Annotated in this window: 12 protein-coding genes; 8 read left to right on the top strand and 4 right to left on the bottom strand. The window is 65.6% G+C overall.

All coding sequences use genetic code 11. The features are described from left to right. From AWB67_RS10060 to AWB67_RS10095, 8 genes are all read left to right on the top strand, one after another. Positions 1 to 837 (top strand): M90 family metallopeptidase, encoded by an 837-nt coding sequence (locus AWB67_RS10060; RefSeq protein ID WP_087656083.1) that lies wholly within the window; start codon positions 1 to 3, stop codon positions 835 to 837. A gap of 152 nt (positions 838 to 989) precedes the next feature. Then, positions 990 to 1,244, top strand: a complete 255-nt coding sequence (locus AWB67_RS10065) for a type B 50S ribosomal protein L31 (RefSeq protein WP_062636969.1) — start codon at positions 990 to 992, stop codon at positions 1,242 to 1,244. A 275-nt stretch (positions 1,245 to 1,519) separates the two neighbouring features. After that, a complete protein-coding gene (locus AWB67_RS10070; protein WP_087656084.1) occupies positions 1,520 to 3,277 on the top strand; it encodes an ArnT family glycosyltransferase in 1,758 nt (585 codons plus the stop codon). Between the two features lie 25 nt (positions 3,278 to 3,302). Beyond that, positions 3,303 to 4,670, top strand: coding sequence for an MATE family efflux transporter (locus tag AWB67_RS10075; RefSeq protein WP_087656124.1), 1,368 nt, complete (start codon positions 3,303 to 3,305; stop codon positions 4,668 to 4,670). Between the two features lie 125 nt (positions 4,671 to 4,795). Further along, positions 4,796 to 10,702 (top strand): Ig-like domain-containing alpha-2-macroglobulin family protein, encoded by a 5,907-nt coding sequence (locus AWB67_RS10080; protein ID WP_087656085.1) that lies wholly within the window; start codon positions 4,796 to 4,798, stop codon positions 10,700 to 10,702. Between the two features lie 4 nt (positions 10,703 to 10,706). Then, entirely contained in the window at positions 10,707 to 12,956 is a 2,250-nt protein-coding gene (gene pbpC, locus AWB67_RS10085; RefSeq protein WP_087656086.1) for a penicillin-binding protein 1C, read from the top strand. A gap of 239 nt (positions 12,957 to 13,195) precedes the next feature. Further along, on the top strand, positions 13,196 to 13,810 hold the full coding sequence (locus tag AWB67_RS10090; RefSeq protein WP_087656087.1) for a ComEA family DNA-binding protein: 615 nt from the start codon (positions 13,196 to 13,198) through the stop codon (positions 13,808 to 13,810). Between the two features lie 246 nt (positions 13,811 to 14,056). After that, positions 14,057 to 14,503 (top strand): YidB family protein, encoded by a 447-nt coding sequence (locus AWB67_RS10095; RefSeq protein ID WP_087656088.1) that lies wholly within the window; start codon positions 14,057 to 14,059, stop codon positions 14,501 to 14,503. Positions 14,504 to 14,750: 247 nt separating this feature from the next. On the opposite strand, the gene AWB67_RS10100 is transcribed toward AWB67_RS10095, so the two are convergent. The 4 genes from AWB67_RS10100 to AWB67_RS10115 form a co-directional block, all read right to left on the bottom strand. Then, the gene (locus AWB67_RS10100; RefSeq protein WP_235025093.1) at positions 14,751 to 16,103 is read right to left on the bottom strand and encodes a HipA domain-containing protein; all 1,353 of its coding nucleotides are present in this window, start codon (positions 16,101 to 16,103) and stop codon (positions 14,751 to 14,753) included. Beyond that, the gene (locus AWB67_RS10105) at positions 16,096 to 16,410 is read right to left on the bottom strand and encodes a helix-turn-helix domain-containing protein (protein ID WP_087656090.1); all 315 of its coding nucleotides are present in this window, start codon (positions 16,408 to 16,410) and stop codon (positions 16,096 to 16,098) included. Before AWB67_RS10105 ends, AWB67_RS10100 begins: the two co-directional genes overlap by 8 nt. A gap of 232 nt (positions 16,411 to 16,642) precedes the next feature. Next, positions 16,643 to 19,240, bottom strand: coding sequence for an ATP-dependent chaperone ClpB (gene clpB / locus AWB67_RS10110; protein WP_087656091.1), 2,598 nt, complete (start codon positions 19,238 to 19,240; stop codon positions 16,643 to 16,645). A 142-nt stretch (positions 19,241 to 19,382) separates the two neighbouring features. After that, entirely contained in the window at positions 19,383 to 19,868 is a 486-nt protein-coding gene (locus AWB67_RS10115; RefSeq protein WP_087656092.1) for an Rrf2 family transcriptional regulator, read from the bottom strand. Positions 19,869 to 20,054 lie beyond the last annotated feature (186 nt).

Genomic DNA, 20,054 nt, shown 5'->3' on the forward strand with positions numbered 1-20,054 from the left:
ATGCCCAATCTCTTCTCCCGCTGGTTCGGCGCGCAACGCCGCGAGCGCACGCTGCGCAAATACGCAATCGACGACGCCGTCTGGCAAAGCACGCTCGACGCGCTGCCGTTCTTCGGCCATCTCGATGCCGCCGAACTCGCCCGTCTGCGCGAAGACGCGAGCCTTTTCATCGCGCAGAAGGAGTTTTCGACCGCCCACGAACTGGAACTCACCGACGCGATGATCGTCTCGATTGCCGCGCAGGCTTGTCTGCCGGTGCTGAACCTGAGTCTAGACCTGTTTCGGGGGTGGGTCGGCGTGATCGTCTATCCGGGGGAATTCGTGATCCGGAAGACGGTGGAGGACGAGGACGGCGTCGTCCACGAGGTGGAGCAGGACGCGAGCGGCGAGGCGTGGGAAGGCGGGCCGGTCGTGCTGTCGTGGGAAGACGCGCAGAAGACCGACGGCGCGGAGGCGTACAACGTCGTGATCCACGAGTTCGCGCACAAGATCGACATGGTGAACGGCGAAGCCGACGGCCATCCGCCGCTCTTCCGACGCTGGCACGCGCCGCTCGACGCGCAGGCGTGGTCCGACGTCTTCGATCACGCCTACGACCACTTCTGCGCGCAGGTCGACTCGGTGCCGGCGCGCCGCTGGAGCCGTTTCGAGCGCGATTCGCTGATCGATCCTTACGCGGCGGACCATCCGTCGGAGTTTTTCGCGGTGTGCAGCGAGGCGCTCTTCGTCACGCCGCATGCGTTCGAGGCGGCGTATCCGGAGTTGTATCGCCTTCTCGCGCGCTATTACCGGCAGGACCCGGCGGGCGTGGGCGCGCTAAAGGCGGTTTCGCCCTGAGAAAGCGCCTTGAAAACCTGCCAAACGACTGATTTTCTGGCATAATCGCCGTTTTTCGACCTCAGGCAAGTGACTCGCGCTTGAAAGGCCAGCTTCCGAATAGTTTGGAAGCCCCGAGCGGGTTGGCTACCGTCAGATACCCAGGAAAGACCATGAAAGAAGGCATTCACCCGAATTACCGCGAAGTCCTGTTCATCGACATGTCGAACGACTTCAAGTTCGTGACGCGTTCCACCATCAACACGCGCGAAACCGCCGAGTTCGAAGGCAAGACCTACCCGCTCGCGAAGATCGAAGTGTCGTCGGAATCGCATCCGTTCTACACCGGCCAGCAAAAGATCATGGACACGGCCGGCCGCGTCGAGAAGTTCAACAAGAAGTTCGCAGCGTTTTCGTCGAAGAAGTAAGACGGCAAACGTCTGAAGCATCTTAGATATCGGAGCCAGTCGCCGATATCCGCAAAAAAGGGCAGCGTAAGCTGCCCTTTTTTGTTGCTTGGCGGTGCAAGGCACGTCACAGGTTGTTGCCGCTCGTTACATCGGTTGCGCCCTGGCTCTGACGTGCCGCGCGGCGCGCGTCTACAATGCCGCATGTTTTTATGTTCGCGCGCAGCCTGGACATCGCGCGACAGCGGCGACACCCGAAAGCCCGCCAGCCTCTCCATCCTCTCTCACCTTTTCGCATGCGATCTGTCGTCCGCCTGACCGCCTCCGCTACCAGCGCCCTGCCGCGCTGGCTGTTGCTCGCCATCTGTATCGTCTATGCGTCGTTTGGTCTCTTCGGCCGCGATCCGTGGAAGAACGAGGACGCGGCGGGCTTCGGCGTGATGTGGACGATGGCGAACGGCGACGCCAAGGACTGGCTGCTGCCGAATCTCGTCGGCAAGGCGCTGACCGGCGACGGCCCGCTGATGTACTGGCTCGGCGCGCTGTCGATCCGCGTGCTGAGCCCGTGGGTCGATGCGAGCAATGCGTCGCGTGTCGTGACGGGCCTGCTCTTCTGTCTCGCCTGCGCATTCGTCTGGTACACGGCCTACCTGCTCGGCCGTCGCGACGAAGCGCAGCCGTTCAAGTACGCGTTCGGCGGCGAGCCGGAACCGCGCGACTATGGCCGCACGCTCGCCGACGGCGCGCTCCTGATCCTGCTCGCGTGCTTCGGGCTCGCCGAGCGCGGCCACGAAACGTCGCCGCTGCTCGCGCAGTTCACCGGCAGTGCAATGCTCGTCTACGGCCTCGTGCGCAGCATCGACAAACCCGTGCAGGGCGCGCTGATCTGGGGCGCGGCGATCGGCGTGGTGGGCTTGTCGAGCAGCCCGGTGCTCGTCTTCGCGCTCCTCATCTGCACGCTCGCGATGACGATCATCGTGCGTCAGGTGCGGCCGTTGCCGCTCGTGATCATGGGGCTGCCGGTCGCGATCGTGCTGATCGGCGCATGGGTGCTGGCAACCCTGCACTATTACCCCGACGACGGCGAATGGTGGCTGCGCCAGTGGTGGCGCAACAGTTTTCACACGTTCACCGGGCCGCCGACCGAAGTGCTCGGCTACGCGATGAAGAACCTGCCGCTCTTCACGTGGCCCGCGTGGCCGCTCGCGATCTGGACGTTCATCAGCTGGAGCGGCCAGCGTCGCTCGCCGCACGTGGCCGTGCCGCTTTCGGTGATCGGACCGCTGCTCGTGCTGGTCGTTTTGCAGAGCCGCGAGACGAACCGGCTCTTCATGCTCCTGCTGCCGCCGCTTTCAGTGCTCGCGACCTTCGCCCTGCCGACGCTGAAGCGCGGCGCGATCAATGCCATCGACTGGTTCGCGATGTTGAGCTTCACGATCCTCGGCACGTTCGTGTGGCTCGTCTGGACAGCCGGCATGATCGGCTGGCCGGCGCCGCTCGCGCGCAACCTCGCGCGCCTCGCGCCCGGCTTCGCGCCGGAGTTCAAGATCCTGTCGTTCGTGTGCGCGGTGGCGGTCACGGTCTGCTGGTTCCTGCTTGCGCGCTGGCGTCTCGCGCGCCATCCGAAAGTGCTCTGGCGCAGCGTCGTGCTTTCGAGCGCCGGAACCACGCTGATGTGGGTGCTGCTAATGACGCTGTGGCTGCCGGTCGTGAACTACAGCCGCACGTATCGCGACGTCGCCGAGCGCATCGCCGATCATCTTCCGCCCGACTACACCTGCATCTCGCCGGTGCGTCTCGGCGATGCGCAGATCGCGACCTTCGCCTATTTCGGCGGCATGCACTTCGCGTTCGATGAAGACTGCGACGTGATTCTGCGCCAGGATCGCAGCGATTTCGGCGAGCCGTCGTCGATGTCGGCGTTCGAGTGGAAGCTCGTCTGGGAAGGCCGGCGCGTCGCCGACCGCGACGAGCGTTTCCGCCTCTACGTGCGTATCGAACGTCCGACGCCGCCCGTCAAGCGGCCGCGTCCGAAGACGCTGCGCCGGCCTTGAATCGATGACGCAGCCGTTGCACGCAATGCTCGCCGATGTCCGCAGGATCGCGTCGCTCGCGTGGCCGGTGCTGATCGGCCAGTTGGCGATCATCGCGTTCGGCGTGATCGATACCGCGATGGTTGGCCGCTTTTCCGCCACCGATCTTGCCGCGCTCGGGCTCGGGTCGTCGGTATATATCTCGATCTATATCGGGTTGACGGGCATCCTGGTCGCGCTGCAGCCGATCGCCGGGCAGCTTTTCGGCGCGGCGCGCGAGAAGGAAATCGGCGAGGAAGTGCGGCAGGCGCTCTGGCTCGCCGCCGCGCTCGCGGTGATCGGCTTCGTGCTGCTCTATTTCCCCGAACCGCTGCTCGGTCTCGCCGACGCCCCGCCCGCGCTGCATGAGCGCACGGTGCAATATCTGCGGATCGTGTCGTTCGGGCTGCCGGCGAGTCTCGTGTTTCGCGTCTACAGCTCGCTCACGAACGCGGTCGGCAAGCCGCGGCTCGTGATGTTCCTGCAAGTCGGCGCGCTGATCGTCAAGTTTCCGCTCAATACGTGGTTCATCTTCGGCGGCTTCGGCGTGCCGGCGCTCGGCGGCCCCGGCTGCGCGCTCGCGAGCACGCTCATCAACTGGATGCTGGCGATCGTCGGCATGACGGTGCTCGTCAAGTTCGAGTTCTTCCGGCCGTTCGAGATTTTCGAGCGCTTCTGCTGGCCGGTCTGGAAGCGGCAGGCGGCGCTCCTGAAACTCGGCATTCCGATGGGGCTGTCGTACCTGATCGAAGTGACGTCGTACACGTTCATGGCGCTTTTCATCTCGCGCTTCGGGACGACGACGCTTGCCGGCCATCAGATCGCCGGCAATCTCGGCGCGGTGCTCTACATGACGCCGCTGTCGATCGGCATCGCTTCGTCGACGCTCGTCTCGCAGGCGCTCGGCGCGCAACGTTTCGATGACGCCGCGTCGCTCTCGCGTCACGGCATCGCGCTCGCGACGCTGATCGCGTGCCTCTACGGCGCGCTCGTGCTGGTACTGCGGCCGCACATCATCGCGGCCTACACGCCGGATCAGGCGGTGATCGCGGCAGCGATGCCGCTCGTGCTGATCATCGTGTTCTATCACCTCTTCGATGCGCTGCAGATCTCCACCGCGTTCGTCCTGCGCGCCTACAAGGTGACACTCGTGCCGACCGTGATTTACGCCGTCGCACTTTGGGGCATCGGGCTGGGCGGCGGCTATCTGCTCGGCTTCGATATCGGCGGCGCGGTGCCGATGTGGCTGCAAGGCGCGCGCGGCTTCTGGGTAGCGAATACGGGGAGCCTTGGCGTGGCGGGCGTCGGGCTCTATTGGTACTGGCGCAAGGTCAGTACTCGGCACGTGCCGGTTGCGGGTAAAGCGCGTTCATAACGCGTAGAACTGCCATCGAACGCAAACTTCGGGCAGAAACCTGCCGCTACATGCACGCTGGTTGAAAGAAATGCGTAGGGCTCCGGTAGAATCGGCGGCGTCTGCCGATCTGGAGCCAAGCGCGAATGAGCCGCGTCAAAGCAAAACAACAATGGATTCTGGCCGCGACGGCCCTCTTCACCGCCGTCGTCTTCGGCGCCGCGATCGAGCGCGCTGACGCCGCTCGCGCCGTCAGCGTGTCGCCGCAGGGCAAGGTCGCGCAGGTGCGTCAGGTCGTCGTCAAATTCGACGAAGCGATGATCGCGTTCGGCAGTCCGGGCGCGCAGGCACCGGCCAAGGTGAGCTGCAAGGGTGCGTCGGTGTCGGGCACGGCGCGCTGGATCAACGACAAAACCTGGGCCTACGATTTCACCGCCGACCTCCCGCCGGGCGTCCAGTGCGCAGTGGATTTCAACGACGGCCTGAAGTCCTCCGCGGGCAACGCGGTCACGGGCAAGCGCAATTTCACGTTCGAGACGGGCGGCCCGTTCGTCACGCGCGTGATGCCGGGTGGCGGCGAAATCGAGGAAGATCAGGCGTTCGTGCTGCGGCTGAACGGCCCGGCGACCGACGCCTCGGTGCTCGCGAACGTGTGGTGCGAATCGAGCGGGCTCGGCAACCGGATTCCCGTGAAGACGCTCGATGCCGCCGCGCGCGCCGCGCTGCTCAAGCATTTCCGGCTCGACAAAGAAAGCGACCGCGTCCTGACGCTCGCGTGCCAGCAGACGCTTCCCGCCGCCACGAAGATGCAACTCGTGTACGGCGCGGGCGTAGCGGGCCCGAGCGGCCTCGCGAACGACGTCGAAAAACGCTTCGACTTCACCGTGCGCGAGCCCTTCACCGCGAGTTTTTCGTGCGAGCGCGAGAACGCGAAAGCGCCATGCACGCCGCTCAGGCCATTGCGCCTGCGCTTCAGCGCGCCGGTCAACCGCGCGGGTGCCGCGAAGATCGTGCTGCACGGCCCCGGCGGCAACGTGGCGCCGCACTTCGACGACGACAAGAGCGCGGAAGTCGAACGCATCGAATTCGCGGCGCCGCTGCCCGAGCGCGCGGATTTGTCGATCGAACTGCCCGCGAACCTGACCGACGCGAGCGGCCGGAAACTCTCGAACGCTGACCTCTTCCCGCTCAAGACCGCCACCGCGCCGATGCCGCCGCTCGCGAAGTTCCCGTCGTCGACGTTCGGCATCATAGAGCGCTTCGCCGAGCCGAACATGCCCGCGATGCTGCCCGTCACGCTGCGCCACGTCGAAGCTGACCTACATGTGCAGGGCTTGAACGCGGGCCCGTCGCGCGTGACGAAGCTCAAAGTCGATGCCGACGACGAAATCCGCCGCTGGATGCGCATCGTCGACCGCTTCGACGGCACGTCGATGTCGCGCACCGAGATCGAAGCGACGCTGCCGCAGGCGCTGGCAAACGGCGTCGCGCCGGTGTACACGCCCAACAGCACCGAGAAGGACCCGCAGATCGACGTGCGTTCCCTATCGCTGCTGACGAAGCAGCCGGGCGTCGAAGCGCTCACGCTCCCCGCCGCCGATCCGAAGTCGCTCAGGCCGTTCGAGGTCGTCGGCATACCGCTGGCGAAGCCGGGTTTCTATGTCGTCGAACTGGCGTCGCCCGCACTCGGCAGTTCGCTCCTCGGCAAGCCCCAGGCGATGTACGTGCGCACGTCGGTGCTCGTGACCAACCTCGGCGTGCACTTCAAGCAGGGCCGCGAAAACAGCGTCGTGTGGGTGACATCGCTCGACAGCGGCAAGCCCGTGCCCAACGCGCAAGTGCGCGTGACCGACTGCAACGGCGAGCAACTCGCGCTCGGCAAGACGGACGCGAGCGGCCTCGTCACGATCAGCAAGCCGCTCGCGCCGCTCAGCCCGTGCGACGAGCACAGCTTAAGCTTCGACGGCTTCTTCGTGTCGGCGCGCGTCGACGATCCCGCGACCGGTTCCGACATGGCGTTCGTCCGCTCGGACTGGAATCGCGGCATCGAGTCGTGGCGCTTCAACGTGCCGACCGACATGGCCCTCGACCAGACGACGCGCGCGCATACCGTCTTCGACCGGACGCTCGTGCGCGCGGGCGAAACGGTGTCGATGAAGCATCTGATGCGGGTCGAGACGCTCGGCGGATTCAGGTTCCCGGACCACTATCCGTCGCGCGTAACGATCCGGCACGAAGGCAGCGGGCAGACGTATCGCCTGCCGCTCGTCTGGGCCGCCGATCACAGCGCCGATTCCACGTTCCCGGTGCCCGCGGCGGCGAAGCTCGGCGAATACAGCGTGTCGCTGGACGACGGTTCGGCTTCGAGCAACGACGAGGGATCGTCCGCGTCGTCGTTCTATGCGGGGAGCTTTCGCGTCGAGGAATTCCGGCTCCCGGTGTTCAAGGGTTCCGTCGCCGTGCGCGATTCGAAAACGGGTGCGCTCGTCGCGGCGAACGAAGCGCCGGTCGCGGTGCAAATCGAATACGTGTCGGGCGGGCCGGCGTCGAACTTGCCGGTGAAGGTGTCGGCGCTGCTGCGCGACGCGTCGCCCGCGTTCGCGTCGCAATACGAGGCCTTCAATTTTACGCCGTATCGAAAGCCCGCCGACAACGGCGCGAGTGCAGCGTCGGACGATGAGGAAAGCGCGCAGGAAGACGCATCGAAGGCGTTGCTCGTCGCCGATAAAGTGCCCGTCACGCTCGATCGCAACGGCGCGGGCGCGGTGACGATCAAGCCGCTGCCCGCCGTCGAAGCGCCGAAGCGCCTCGCGCTGGAAGCGACCTTCGCCGACCCGAACGGCGAAATCCAGACGATTCGCGGCAACGCCACGCTCTGGCCCGCCGCAGTCGCGGCCGGCATCAAGGCGGGGCACTGGGTCTCGGTCGGCAACGCGGTGCCGGTGCAGGCGCTCGCCGTCGATCTGCAGGGCAAGCCGCGCGCGGGCGTCGCGCTGGAAGTGCGCGCCGTTGCGCGGACGATGTCGAGTTCGCGGAAGCGCATGGTCGGCGGCTTCTACGCCTACGACAACCACACCGAAACGAAGGACCTCGGCACGCTTTGCAGCGGCAAGAGCGACGACCACGGCCTCCTCTCCTGCGACGCCAAATTGAAGGAAGCGGGCAACATCGACCTGATCGCCGTCGCGAAAGACGGCGACGGGCGCCCCGCCAGCGCCACGACGTCGGTGTGGGTCACGCGCGAGAGCGAGCTGTGGTTCGGCGGCGAAAACACCGACCGCATCGACATCCTGCCGGAAAAAGCCAGCTACGAAGCGGGCGAGACGGCGCGCTTCCAGGTGCGCATGCCGTTCCGGTTTGCGACGGCGCTCGTCGCGGTCGAACGCGAAGGCGTGGCCGAAACGCGGGTCGTCGAGCTGAACGGCAAGGACCCGACCGTCGAGCTGAAAGTGCAGGAATCGTGGGGGCCGAACGTGTATGTGTCGGTGCTCGCGCTGCGCGGACGGATTCACGAAGTACCGTGGTATTCGTTCTTCACGTGGGGCTGGAAGGCGCCCATCGAATGGGCGCGCGCGTTCTGGTACGAAGGCCGACAGTACGAAGCGCCGACGCCGCTCGTCGATTTGTCGAAGCCCGCGTTCCGCTACGGGATCGCGGAGATCAAGGTCGGCACGGCGGCACACCGGCTCGCCGTGATGGTCAGCCCCGATGCGAAGTCTTACGCGGTGCGCTCGAAGGCGCATGTGAAGGTGCGCGTGGCGCTGCCTGGCGGCAAGCCCGCGCCTGCGGGCACGCAGATCGCGCTCGCCGCCGTCGACGAAGCGCTGCTGGAACTGATGCCGAACCGAAGCTGGGACGTGCTCGACGCGATGCTGCAGCGGCGCGCGTACGGCGTCGAGACATCGACGGCGCAGATGGAGATCGTCGGGCGGCGCCATTTCGGGCGCAAGGCGGTGCCGGCGGGCGGCGGCGGCGGACACGGCGCGACGCGCGAACTGTTCGACACGCTTTTGCTCTGGAATCCGCGCGTGACGCTCGATGCGAACGGCGAGGCGTCCGTCGATGTGCCACTAAACGACGCGCTGACGAGCTTTCGCATCGTCGCGATCGCGACCGTCGGCGCGGGGCAATTCGGCAGCGGCAGCGCGTCGATCCGCAGCACGCAGGACTTGCAGCTGATCTCGGGATTGCCGCCGCTCGTGCGCGTCGGCGATGCGTTCCGCGCGCAGTTCACGCTGCGCAACACGACCACGCGCAAGATGACGGTCGTCGTGACGCCGCGCGTGCCGACGCTCGACCTGCCTGCGCAGACCGTCGAGCTTGCGGCGGATTCGTCGCAGGAAATCGCATGGAACGTGACGACGCCCGATGCGATCGGCGCGGCGGCCAGCGCCTCATTGACGTGGGAAGTGAACGCAGCGGAGCAAGGCGGCGCGAAAGCCAGCGACAGCGTCAAGCTGACTCAGCGCGTGACGGCCGCGATCCCCGTGACGGTCCAGCAGGCGACCATCGCCCAAGTCGACGGCACGCTCACGCTGCCTATCGCCCCGCCCGCCGATGCCGTCGCATCGAGCGACGGCGTGCTGCGCGGCGGCATCGCGGTGTCGTTGCAGCCGAAGCTCGCCGATGGCCTGCCCGGCGTGCGCCGCTGGTTCGAGCGCTATCCGTACTCGTGCCTGGAGCAGCAGAGCTCGCGCGCGCTCGGTCTCGCCAATGCCGCGCAATGGCAAACGGTGATCGCGCGCATGCCGTCGTATCTGGACCGCGACGGCCTCGCGAACTACTTCCCGCCCGCCGACGACGAGAAGCCCACCGGCAGCCCGACGCTGTCGGCATATCTGCTTGCGGCATCGGATGAGGCGTCGAAGGCGGACCGCCGCTTCGCTCTCCCCGACGATCTTCGCGGCAAGCTCGCGGCCGGGCTCGTGAACTTCGTCGAAGGGAAGATAAGGCGCGATTTCTGGGCGCCGCGTCAGGACCTCGACCTGCGCAAGCTCGCGGCGCTCGAAGCGCTGTCGAGGTTCGGCATGGTGCAACCGCGCATGCTCGGCTCGATCACCATCGCGCCGAACCAGTGGCCGACCTCGGCGCTCCTCGACTACTACGCGATCCTGTCACGCGTCGATGGCATCGCGGGCCGCGACGACAAGCGCGCGCAAGTCGAGCAGATTTTGCGCGCGCGGCTCACGTACCAGGGCACGCGGCTCACGTTCTCGACCGAACGCGACGACGATCTCTACTGGCTCATGACCGGCACCGAATCGAACGCGGCGCGCACGGCGCTCCTCTTCGCCGACGCGCCCGGCTGGAAGGACGAGATGCCGCGTCTCGTCGGCGGATTGCTGGCGTTGCAGAAGAACGGCGCCTGGCAGACGACGACCGCGAACCTCTGGGGCACGCTCGCCGTCGAGCGCTTCTCGCGCGTGTTCGAAAGCACGCCGGTCAGCGGGCAGACGAAGGTGCAGCTCGGCTCGAACGAGCAGACGGTGACGCCGCCCGCCAGCGCGACGCTGCCTTGGTCGAACGGCACGCTTAACGTTACGCAGCAAGGCACGGGCAAGCCGTGGGCAACGATCGAAAGTCTCGCGGCCGTGGCATTGAAGGCGCCGTTCGCGTCGGGCTACCGGATCACGAAGACCGTCACGCCCGTCGATCCGGCCGTCAAGGGCGCGCTCACGCGCGGCGACATCGTGCGCGTTCGGCTCGATATCGATGCGCAGAGCGACATGACGTGGGTCGTCGTCAACGATCCGATTCCCGCCGGCGCGACGATCCTGGGCTCCGGGCTCGGCCGCGATTCGGAGGCCGCGACCGAAGGCGAAAAGCAGCAGCGAGGCGCATGGCCGGCGTTCGTCGAGCGCGGTTTCGACGGTTATCGCGCGTATTACGACTATTTGCCGAAGGGCAAGCTGCAGGTCGAATATACGGTGCGGCTCAATAACGCCGGCACCTTCGGCCTGCCGCCGACGCGCGTCGAAGCGCTCTACGCCCCCTCGGCTTTCGGCGCGACGCCGAACGCGCCGGTCGTCGTCCGGCCGCTCGCCGCGAAGTGACGCGATGAAACGCGCCGCCGCCCGCGTCATCGTCGTCATTGGATGCCTGCTGGCGCTTCCCGCGCACGCGTGGCCGACGTTCGACGAAGTGCGCGGCAACTGGCGCAGCTCCGACTGGGTCCTGCTCGATCGCGACGGCGAGCCGCTGCAGCGCGTGCGCATCGACAAGACCGCGCGGCGCGGCGACTGGGTCGCGCTCGCCGACATCTCGCCGGCCTTGCGGCAGGCGATCGTCGTATCGGAGGACAAGCGCTTTTACGAGCACGGCGGCGTCGACTGGCGCGGCGCGGCGGCGGCCGCGTGGGGCAATCTGTGGAACACGCGCACGCGCGGCGCATCGACGGTGACGATGCAGCTCACCACGCTCATCAACGATGAAGGCAAGCGGCCGGGCCGGCGCTCCGTCGGCGAAAAGGCGCAGCAGACGGTCGGCGCGCTGTGGCTCGATCATGCGTGGCGCAAAGATCAGATTCTTGAGGCTTATCTGAATCTCGTGCCGTTTCGCGGGGAAATCGTCGGGTTGTCGGCGCTCTCGCAGACGCTCTTCGGCAAGGCGCCTTCGGGGCTCGACGAACGCGAAGCCGCGCTCGCTGCGGCGCTCGTGCGCGCGCCGAACGCGCCGTACGCGAAGGTGGCGACACGCGCGTGTGCGATCCTGCGCGACATGCGTGCGCCGGAAGCCTGCACGAACCTCGACGCCTACGTCCAGTTGACGCTCACGCGCACCGCATCGGCGCCCGCGCTTTCGTCCGACTACGACGCGCTCGCGCCGCATTTCGCCCGGCGCGTCGCGGGCGAAGTGCATCCGGCGGCGGGCGCGCGCGTGCGCTCGACGCTCGATGCCCGCCTGCAGCGCTACGCCCGCGATACGCTCGCGCGCACGCTCACCGAGCTCAATTCGCGCGCCGCGCCGCGCAACGTGCACGACGGCGCGGCGATCGTCATCGACAACAAGACGGGCGAGGTACTCGCGTGGGTCGGGTCGGCGGGCGGCTTTTCGAACGCGCCCGAAGTCGATGCGGTCCTCGCCGCGCGCCAGGCCGGATCGACGCTCAAGCCGTTCCTATATGCGCAAGCGATCGATGAGAAACGTCTGACATCCGCGACCCTTCTCGACGACGCACCGCTCGATCTCGCGACCGGCGGCGGCCTCTACATTCCCCAAAACTACGATCACGACTTCAAGGGCTGGGTGAGCGTGCGCACGGCGCTCGGGTCGTCGCTGAACGTGCCGGCCGTGCGCGCGCTCGTGATGGTCACGCCGCATCGCTTCGCGAAGACGCTCGTCGCGCTCGGGCTGCCGTTATCCCAGACTGGCGACTACTACGGCTTCAGCCTCGCGCTCGGTAGCGCCGACGTCACGCTGCTCTCGCTCACCAACGCGTATCGGGCGCTCGCTAACGGCGGTGTAGCGAGCCCCGCGCGCGATCTCGCGAACCCCGCGCCGTCGCCGGCCGGCACGCGCGTGTTCAGCCCCGAAGCGAGCTTCATCGTCACCGACATCCTCGCCGACAACAACGCGCGCACCCGCACCTTCGGCTTCGACAGCGTGCTCGCGACACGCTTTTTCAGCGCGGTGAAGACGGGCACGAGCAAGGACATGCGCGACAACTGGGCCATCGGCTATTCGTCGCGCTATACGGTGGGCGTGTGGGTTGGCAACGCAGACGGCGCACCGATGTGGGACGTCTCCGGCGTCACCGGCGCCGCCCCCGTGTGGGCCGCGCTGATCAGCTACCTGCATCGCCGCGTGCCGAGCCGCGCGGCGAGCGCGCCCCCGGGCGTCGTGAAAACGCGCGTCGCGTATCAGGACCACGTCGAGCCGTCGCGCGACGACTGGTTCGTGCGCGGCACCGAGATGCCGCGGATCGCGCTGTCGTCGGCGGCGCTCGCGGGCGCGTCGAATCGCGGCGCGGCGAAGATCGGCGCGCCCACCGACGGCACGATCTTCGCGCTCGACCCGGACATTCCTGCGGCCTCGCAGCGCGTGTGGTTCGAAAGCGCGGGCGGGACGGCGGCGCAAAACGCATGGCATCTCGATGGCAAGCCGTTCGGCCGCGCCGCGCGCGTCGCGTGGCTGCCGTGGCCGGGGCGTCATACGCTCGAACTCGTCGATTCGAAGGGCGTCGTGCTCGACAAGGTCGGTTTCGAAGTGCGCGGGGCATTCGTCAAAGCGCCGGCTGCGGCAGCTGCAAAGGCACCGCAGCGCGATCCTTCACAATCCGCCAATTTGCTGTCGAAACCGGCGCAATGACGCCACGACGACCATCGGGATCACGAAGCTTCGCCGGCATCGGTACAAACGCGGTCATCCGGCTGCGTGCCACAACGTTAATTATTGTGAGGCCGCGCTTGCCCATCGACATGCCAGGGCAAAATGCGGCCCAATATCGTCCGGGACGGTTTTTATCCTATGCTTAACGGCACCGATCGAACCTGATCGACTCCGCCCGACCGACTTTTCAATCTAGCCTCTCTTCCGGAGTGCCTGTCATGCTGAAAAAGCTGCTGATGCTGTGCGTTGCGCTTATGCTGTCGGTTGGAGCCGCGTTCGCGGCCGTCGATGTCAACACTGCCGATCAGGCCGCGCTGGAGGCCGTCAAGGGCCTGGGGCCGGTGAAATCGAAGGCGATCATCGACGAACGGACGAAAAACGGTCCGTACAAGGACGCCGACGATCTCGCCACCCGCGTCAAGGGCCTCGGCACGAAATCGGTGACGAATCTCGAGGCGGAAGGTCTGACCGTCGGCGGTTCTTCTGCTCCGCCGAGCGGCAAGCCGGCCGCGCGTCCCAGCACGTCGTCGGGCAAATCGTCGACAGCGCCTGCGGCTACCACGGCGACGACTGCTGCGCCCGCTCCCGCTTCGACGCCGAAAGCTACGAAGGCATCGAAGAAGGAAAAAGCCAGCGCTCCGGCCGATGCTGCATCGGGCACGGCGGCGGCGCCTGCAACGACGGCGGCAGCATCGGGCACGAAGGCGACCAAGGCATCGAAGAAAGCCGCTGCTGCGGAAGCCGCATCGGCTTCCGGCGCAAGCGACACGAAGCCGGCCAAGTCGAAGAAGAAGAAAGACAAGGCCGCAAGCAGCGCGGCGGCGAGCCAGTAAGCCGGCGCCTGCTATTCGACTGGAACCCATCGGGGTGAACCAATCGGCGAACCGCGACTCGATATCGGGTGCGCGGATTCGCGAAGCCGGATCGTTCAATCGGCGCGCAGTCACCGCACAGGTCACTCGCAGCAGTACCCTTTTCGTCGCCCGCGTGCGGACGGCGCATCCCGCCCTGGCCTCGTTTGCGGCACGCACGCGGTGCCACGGCGGCATCCAACCCGCATCATTCGTAGTGAGACAGCCATGAGCCTACTCGATTCCCTTGCTTCCTCCCTCGGCAAATCGTCGCCTGAAGGCGGCGGCGGCTCCTCCAACCTGATCGCCGTCGCGATGGAGTTCATCAACAATCAGCCGGGCGGCCTGAGCGGACTGATCCAGCGTTTCCACGAACACGGCGCGGGCGACATCATTTCGTCATGGATCGGCACCGGCGAGAACAAGCCGATCGCCCCCGACACGATCACGAACGTGCTCGGCTCCGAGCAGGTCGGCGCGCTGGCGCAAAAGGCGGGTGTGTCGGGTGATCAGTTGTCGGGGATGCTGGCGACGGTGCTGCCGAATCTCGTCGACCGCGCGACGCCCAACGGCGAAGTCCCCGCGGAAGGCAAGCTCGATCTGACCGGCGTGCTGGGCTCGCTCGGCGGACTGGGTGGTTTGTTTGGCAAGAGCGAAGGCGACAAGAACACTTAAGGCGTTTTTTATCCGATCAACGCCGCTGGCGCTTCTCGCGTCGGCGGCGTTTTCGTTTGTGCGTTTGACTCCGATTCGCTTGCTAGAGCAAAGGAGCTTGTCGGCGTTTCCACCCTTGCTCTTATTCTTAGTCAAACCGTGCTCGCAATATTAGCCGGCGTTTGCTCCAGATTTATCCTCGTTCACACCGCTCGTACGCAAACCCCGAGCGGTGTTCATGCGCTCGCGAAAGACCTCCTTCCCGCCTCTACTTCTCCAGCCTGCGCACCATATCCGCGATGATCGTGTGGCGGATCACGCGCAAGCAGGTCAACTCACCGCCGAGCGTCGCGGCGAGCGCGGGCCGCGCCGCCAGCAACACGGCGTTCTCCTCTTCGACCTGCGCATACAAATCCGCCGCCGCCTTCGAGATGCCGCGGACGAGTGCATCCAGCAGGCGCTCCGCCGTTTTCCTCACGATGCCGAGCACGTCTGCAGCGCGCAACATTAGCGCGCGGTCGACGTCGGCGTAGTGGCGGGCATCAAGCACGTCCCACGCGAACGACGCCCTGCCCGGCCAGTCGCCCTTCTGATACGACGGCGTGCCATACGCGGCCACGCTCAGCAGATCGTAGAACGGCGCGAGCTGGATGCCGTCATGCGACACGAGAAAGCTCAGATTCTTCAGATGCGCGTCCGAATTCCCGACGAGCACGTTGAACACGAGCCACGAAAACAACCGAGTCCTCGCCGATGCCTGGTTCCGGCAGCGCGCCGCGATCGTCGCGAGCTGGCCGACACTGCCCTGCTCGTATTTGAACGTGCGCGCGAGGTCGAGCAACTGGCAGGCATCGATCGAATGCAGGCGCCGCCACGCCCCCTTTTGCTCCTCCCGATCGAAACGATCCACGAGATACACCGGAGACGGCACGTACCGCCGATGCACCGCCGGCACATCCAGCCGCACCTTCGCCGCGAGCTTCATCACGAACCATTCGTTGATGACCGAGTGCGGATAGTCGTCGGTGTCCTGGTGGTTGGGTTTCAGGATGTGCGTCGACGGCGTGTGGCCGGCGGGCTCGTACAGCGCGTCGTCGCGCAGCACGACGGCGAGCTTGTGTTGCGCGCCCGCGAGCGACATGCGCTTCAGCGCATCGTGCGTGAGGGGCACGCGCGGTAAGGCGTCGATGCGGGTTTGCAATGCGTCGTCGGTCAGGCGGCGCTCGGTGATCGCGGCCTGCGGCGTCGCGCCCGGCACAGTCAATGTCACCGATCCCGCCGATTCCGCGCCGTAGTGCGCGAGCAGCGCGAAGGCATCGGCTTCGTTGCGGATCGCGGCGTCGCGCGCGAGCAGCGTGCGCTGGCCTTCCTCGGGCAGCAGGTTGTCGAAGTACCACTGGACCGGGCGGCGCGTGCTGCCGTCGCGGATGGCGTCGGCGTCGAGCGGGAGCGCGGGGCTCAGTGCGTAGCCGTCGCCGCGCTCGCGCCATGACGGGAGGTACGTGAACGACCAGATGTCGTCGTCGGCGTTGAGCGTGCCGACTTCGACGTCGTTGATGCTCGCGACCAGATTGCGGTGCGCCGCGACGTTCTCCGGCCGCTCGTTCATCCGATCATTCATCCGATTGCTCACGCGCAGCCTTGCGCTTCTCGGCACGCTCGACGCGCGCGTAACGCTTGATCTCCTCGCTCGCGAAGAGTTCGCCAGCGGCATCGGGGATATCGACGCTCACGCGCACGCCCAGCCCTTCGAGCACCTGGAAGAGCTTGCCCCAGTGCACGCTTTCGGCGCCCTTTTCGACTTTGCCGAGAAAACTTTCGCTCACACCGATGCTGCCCGCGGCATCGTCTTGCCGAAGGCGCTGGGCCTTGCGCGCGGCGCGCACCGCGACCCCGATGTCATGAGCATCCACGAGTTCAATTTTCATGAGCGAAATCCTTTTGATCGTAGAGATATTAGCATCGTGTGAGAGAGGTCGGCAGTTTTCCGTTCGATCTAATAGATTTTTGCCCATTGAGTTTATGCGTCATGAAAATCCGTGCAATCAAAAGGAAACCTGAGGCACGCGACGTACCCGTACGCAAAATCCCTGCAACCGCAAATAAAAAAGGGCGCCGGATCTCTCCGACGCCCTCTTTCGAACGCAGCCGCGTCAGCGCTTAATGCACGACGCGATCGAATACGAACTTCCCTTCCCGTATATCGACTGGAATCACGTCCTTCGGTCCGAACCTGCCCGCCAGAATCAGTTTCGCGACCGGATTCTCGATCTCCTGCTGGATCGCGCGCTTCAGCGGCCGCGCCCCGAAATGCGGGTCGTAACCGACCTTCCCGATCTGCTCCAGCGCCGAATCCGACACGTCCAACTGCATATCGAGCTTCGCCAACCGGTCATGCAACCGCTGCAACTGAATCCGCGCGATCGACTGGATGTTGCTGCGATCCAGCGAGTGGAACACGACGACATCGTCGATCCGGTTCAGAAATTCCGGCCGGAAGTGCAGCTTGACCTCTTCCCACACCGCGTCCTTCACGGCGTTGTGCGGCTCGCCGACCATCGACTGGATCACCTGCGACCCGAGATTCGACGTCATCACGATCACCGTGTTCTTGAAGTCGACGGTGCGCCCCTGTCCGTCGGTCATGCGGCCGTCGTCGAGCACTTGCAGCAGCACGTTGAACACGTCCGGGTGCGCCTTCTCGATTTCGTCGAGCAGGATCACGCTGTAAGGCTTGCGCCGCACCGCTTCGGTCAGATACCCGCCTTCCTCATAGCCGACGTAGCCCGGCGGCGCGCCGATCAGCCGCGCGACGCTGTGCTTTTCCATGAACTCGCTCATGTCGATGCGGATCAGGTGATCCTCCGAGTCGAACAGGAACGCCGCCAGCGCCTTGCACAGCTCGGTCTTGCCGACGCCCGTCGGCCCGAGGAACAGGAACGAGCCGTACGGCCGGTTCGGGTCCGAGAGACCGGCGCGCGAGCGGCGAATCGCATCGGCGACCGCGCCGATCGCCTCGTCCTGACCGACCACACGCTCATGCAGCTTGCCTTCGATCTGAAGCAGCTTTTCACGCTCGCCCTGCATCATGCGCGAAACGGGGATGCCGGTGGATCGCGACACGACTTCCGCGATTTCCTCCGCGCCCACCTGCGTGCGCAGGAGCCGCGGCCGCGTCGGATTGCTCTGCTCGGTCGCCTCGGCCTGCGTGACCTGCTTGAGGCGCGCTTCGAGTTCGGGCAGCTTGCCGTACTGCAATTCCGCGACCTTTTCGAGCTTGCCTTCGCGCTGCAAACGCGTGATGTCCGCGCGCACCTTCTCGATTTCTTCCTTCAACTGCGCGCTGCCCTGCACCGCGGCCTTCTCGGCGGTCCAGATTTCCTCGAGATCGGAATATTCGCGATTCAGCCGGTCGATTTCCTCTTCGATCAGTTGCAAACGCTTTTGCGACGCCTCGTCCTTCTCCTTCTTCACCGCTTCGCGCTCGATCTTCAACTGGATCAGCCGGCGGTCGAGCCGGTCCATCTCCTCGGGCTTCGAGTCGATTTCCATCTTGATTTTCGAGGCCGCTTCGTCGATCAGGTCGATGGCCTTGTCGGGCAGGAAGCGGTCGGTAATGTAGCGATGCGACAGTTCCGCCGCCGCGACGATCGCCGGATCGGTGATATCGACGCCGTGATGCAACTCGTACTTTTCCTGCAAGCCGCGCAGGATCGCGATGGTCGCTTCCACCGTCGGCTCGTCGACCAGCACCTTCTGGAAGCGGCGCTCGAGCGCCGCGTCCTTCTCGATGTACTTGCGGTATTCGTCGAGCGTGGTCGCGCCGACGCAATGCAGCTCGCCGCGCGAGAGCGCCGGCTTCAGCATGTTGCCTGCGTCCATCGCACCTTCGGCCTTGCCCGCGCCGACCATCGTGTGGATTTCGTCGATGAAGACGATCGTCTGCCCCTCGTCCTTCGCGATGTCGTGCAGCACGGCCTTCAGACGCTCCTCGAACTCGCCGCGATACTTCGCGCCGGCGAGCAGCGCGGCCATATCGAGCGAGAGCACGCGCTTGTTCTTGAGCGTTTCCGGCACTTCGCCGTTGACGATACGCTGCGCGAGCCCCTCGACGATCGCCGTCTTGCCGACGCCCGGCTCGCCGATCAGCACCGGATTGTTCTTCGTGCGGCGCTGGAGAATCTGGATCGCGCGGCGGATTTCGTCGTCGCGGCCGATCACAGGGTCGAGTTTGCCCGCGCGGGCGCGCTCCGTCAGGTCGACGGTGTACTTCTTGAGCGCCTCGCGCTGGCTCTCGGCGTCCTGGCTATTCACTTGCGCGCCGCCGCGCACCGCGTTGATCGCGGCTTCGACGGCCTTGCGCGTCAGGCCGTGCTGTTTCGCGATGCGGCCGGTGTCGCCCTTGTCGTCCGCAATGGCGAGCAGGAACATCTCGCTCGCGATGTAGGTGTCGTTGAGCTTTTGCGCTTCTTTGTCGGCGCTGTTGAGCAGGCCCGCGAGTTCGCGGCTCACCTGCACGTTGCCGTCGGTGCCCCTGACTTGCGGCAGGCGGGTGATCGCGTCGTTGAGCGCGGTTTGCAGCGCCTGCACCTGCACGCCGGCATGCGAAAGCAGCGAGCGCGCCGAGCCGTCCTGCTGGGCGATCAGCGCGGCAAGCAGGTGGGCCGGTTCGATATATTGATTGTCATGCCCGACGGCGAGACTCTGCGCGTCGGAGAGTGCTTCTTGAAACTTCGTGGTTAGCTTGTCGATTCTCATTATTGAGACCTCCAAATCGGAATGTGTTCAAAATGAGGTGTTTCTCCGCGCTTTCAAGCATAAATTTGCGCGTCACGCGCATTTTTTCTGATTTTGCCGCGGGACGCTTTGACGGGCGGGCGCCCGTACTAAAAAGTTCAGATCAATGAGCGGTCGCGAAACCGCTGCCGGCCGGCGGCACGAACCGCACGATGCCGAGCAGCGTCGCCAGTTCGCTAGCCGGCTCCGCCAGTTCGCCGACGGTGTGTTTGTCGAGCTCGGCGAGGAAGGCATCGCGCGCGGCGGCGAACACGCCTTTCAGACGGCAATGCGGCTGGATCACGCAATGGCGGTGGGCTTCGTCGTCGCCGGCGAAGCAGCCGACGATCGCGAAATCGTTTTCCGTATTGCGCACGACTTCGCCAATCGTCAACCCGGCCGAGCGCTCGTTCAGCTTCAGCCCGCCGTTGCGACCGCGCACGGTCTCGATCCAGCCGAGTTCGCCGAGCCGCTGGACGACCTTCATCAGATGGTTCTTGGAAATGCCGTAGGCATTCGAGATTTCCTGGATTGTCGTGAGCCCTTCGGGACGAACCGCCAGATAGAGCATGACGCGCAGCGAGTAATCGGTGTAATCGGTGAGCCGCATGATTTGCTTCAGTGCACGCGCTCGACGGCGCATCGTTGATGATAATTAGACGAAGAAGCGCGAAGTTAAAAGCTTTCCATGGCCGAAACCGCTGGGCGCGAAAGGGATAATCACCGCACCGGACGCGACGGCGGCTAACATCTGCTACCGACGCTCCACCATACAAGCCGATATTGTGCGACAGAT

This window comes from Caballeronia terrestris, assembly GCF_001544515.1.
GTDB classification, from domain to species: domain Bacteria; phylum Pseudomonadota; class Gammaproteobacteria; order Burkholderiales; family Burkholderiaceae; genus Caballeronia; species Caballeronia terrestris.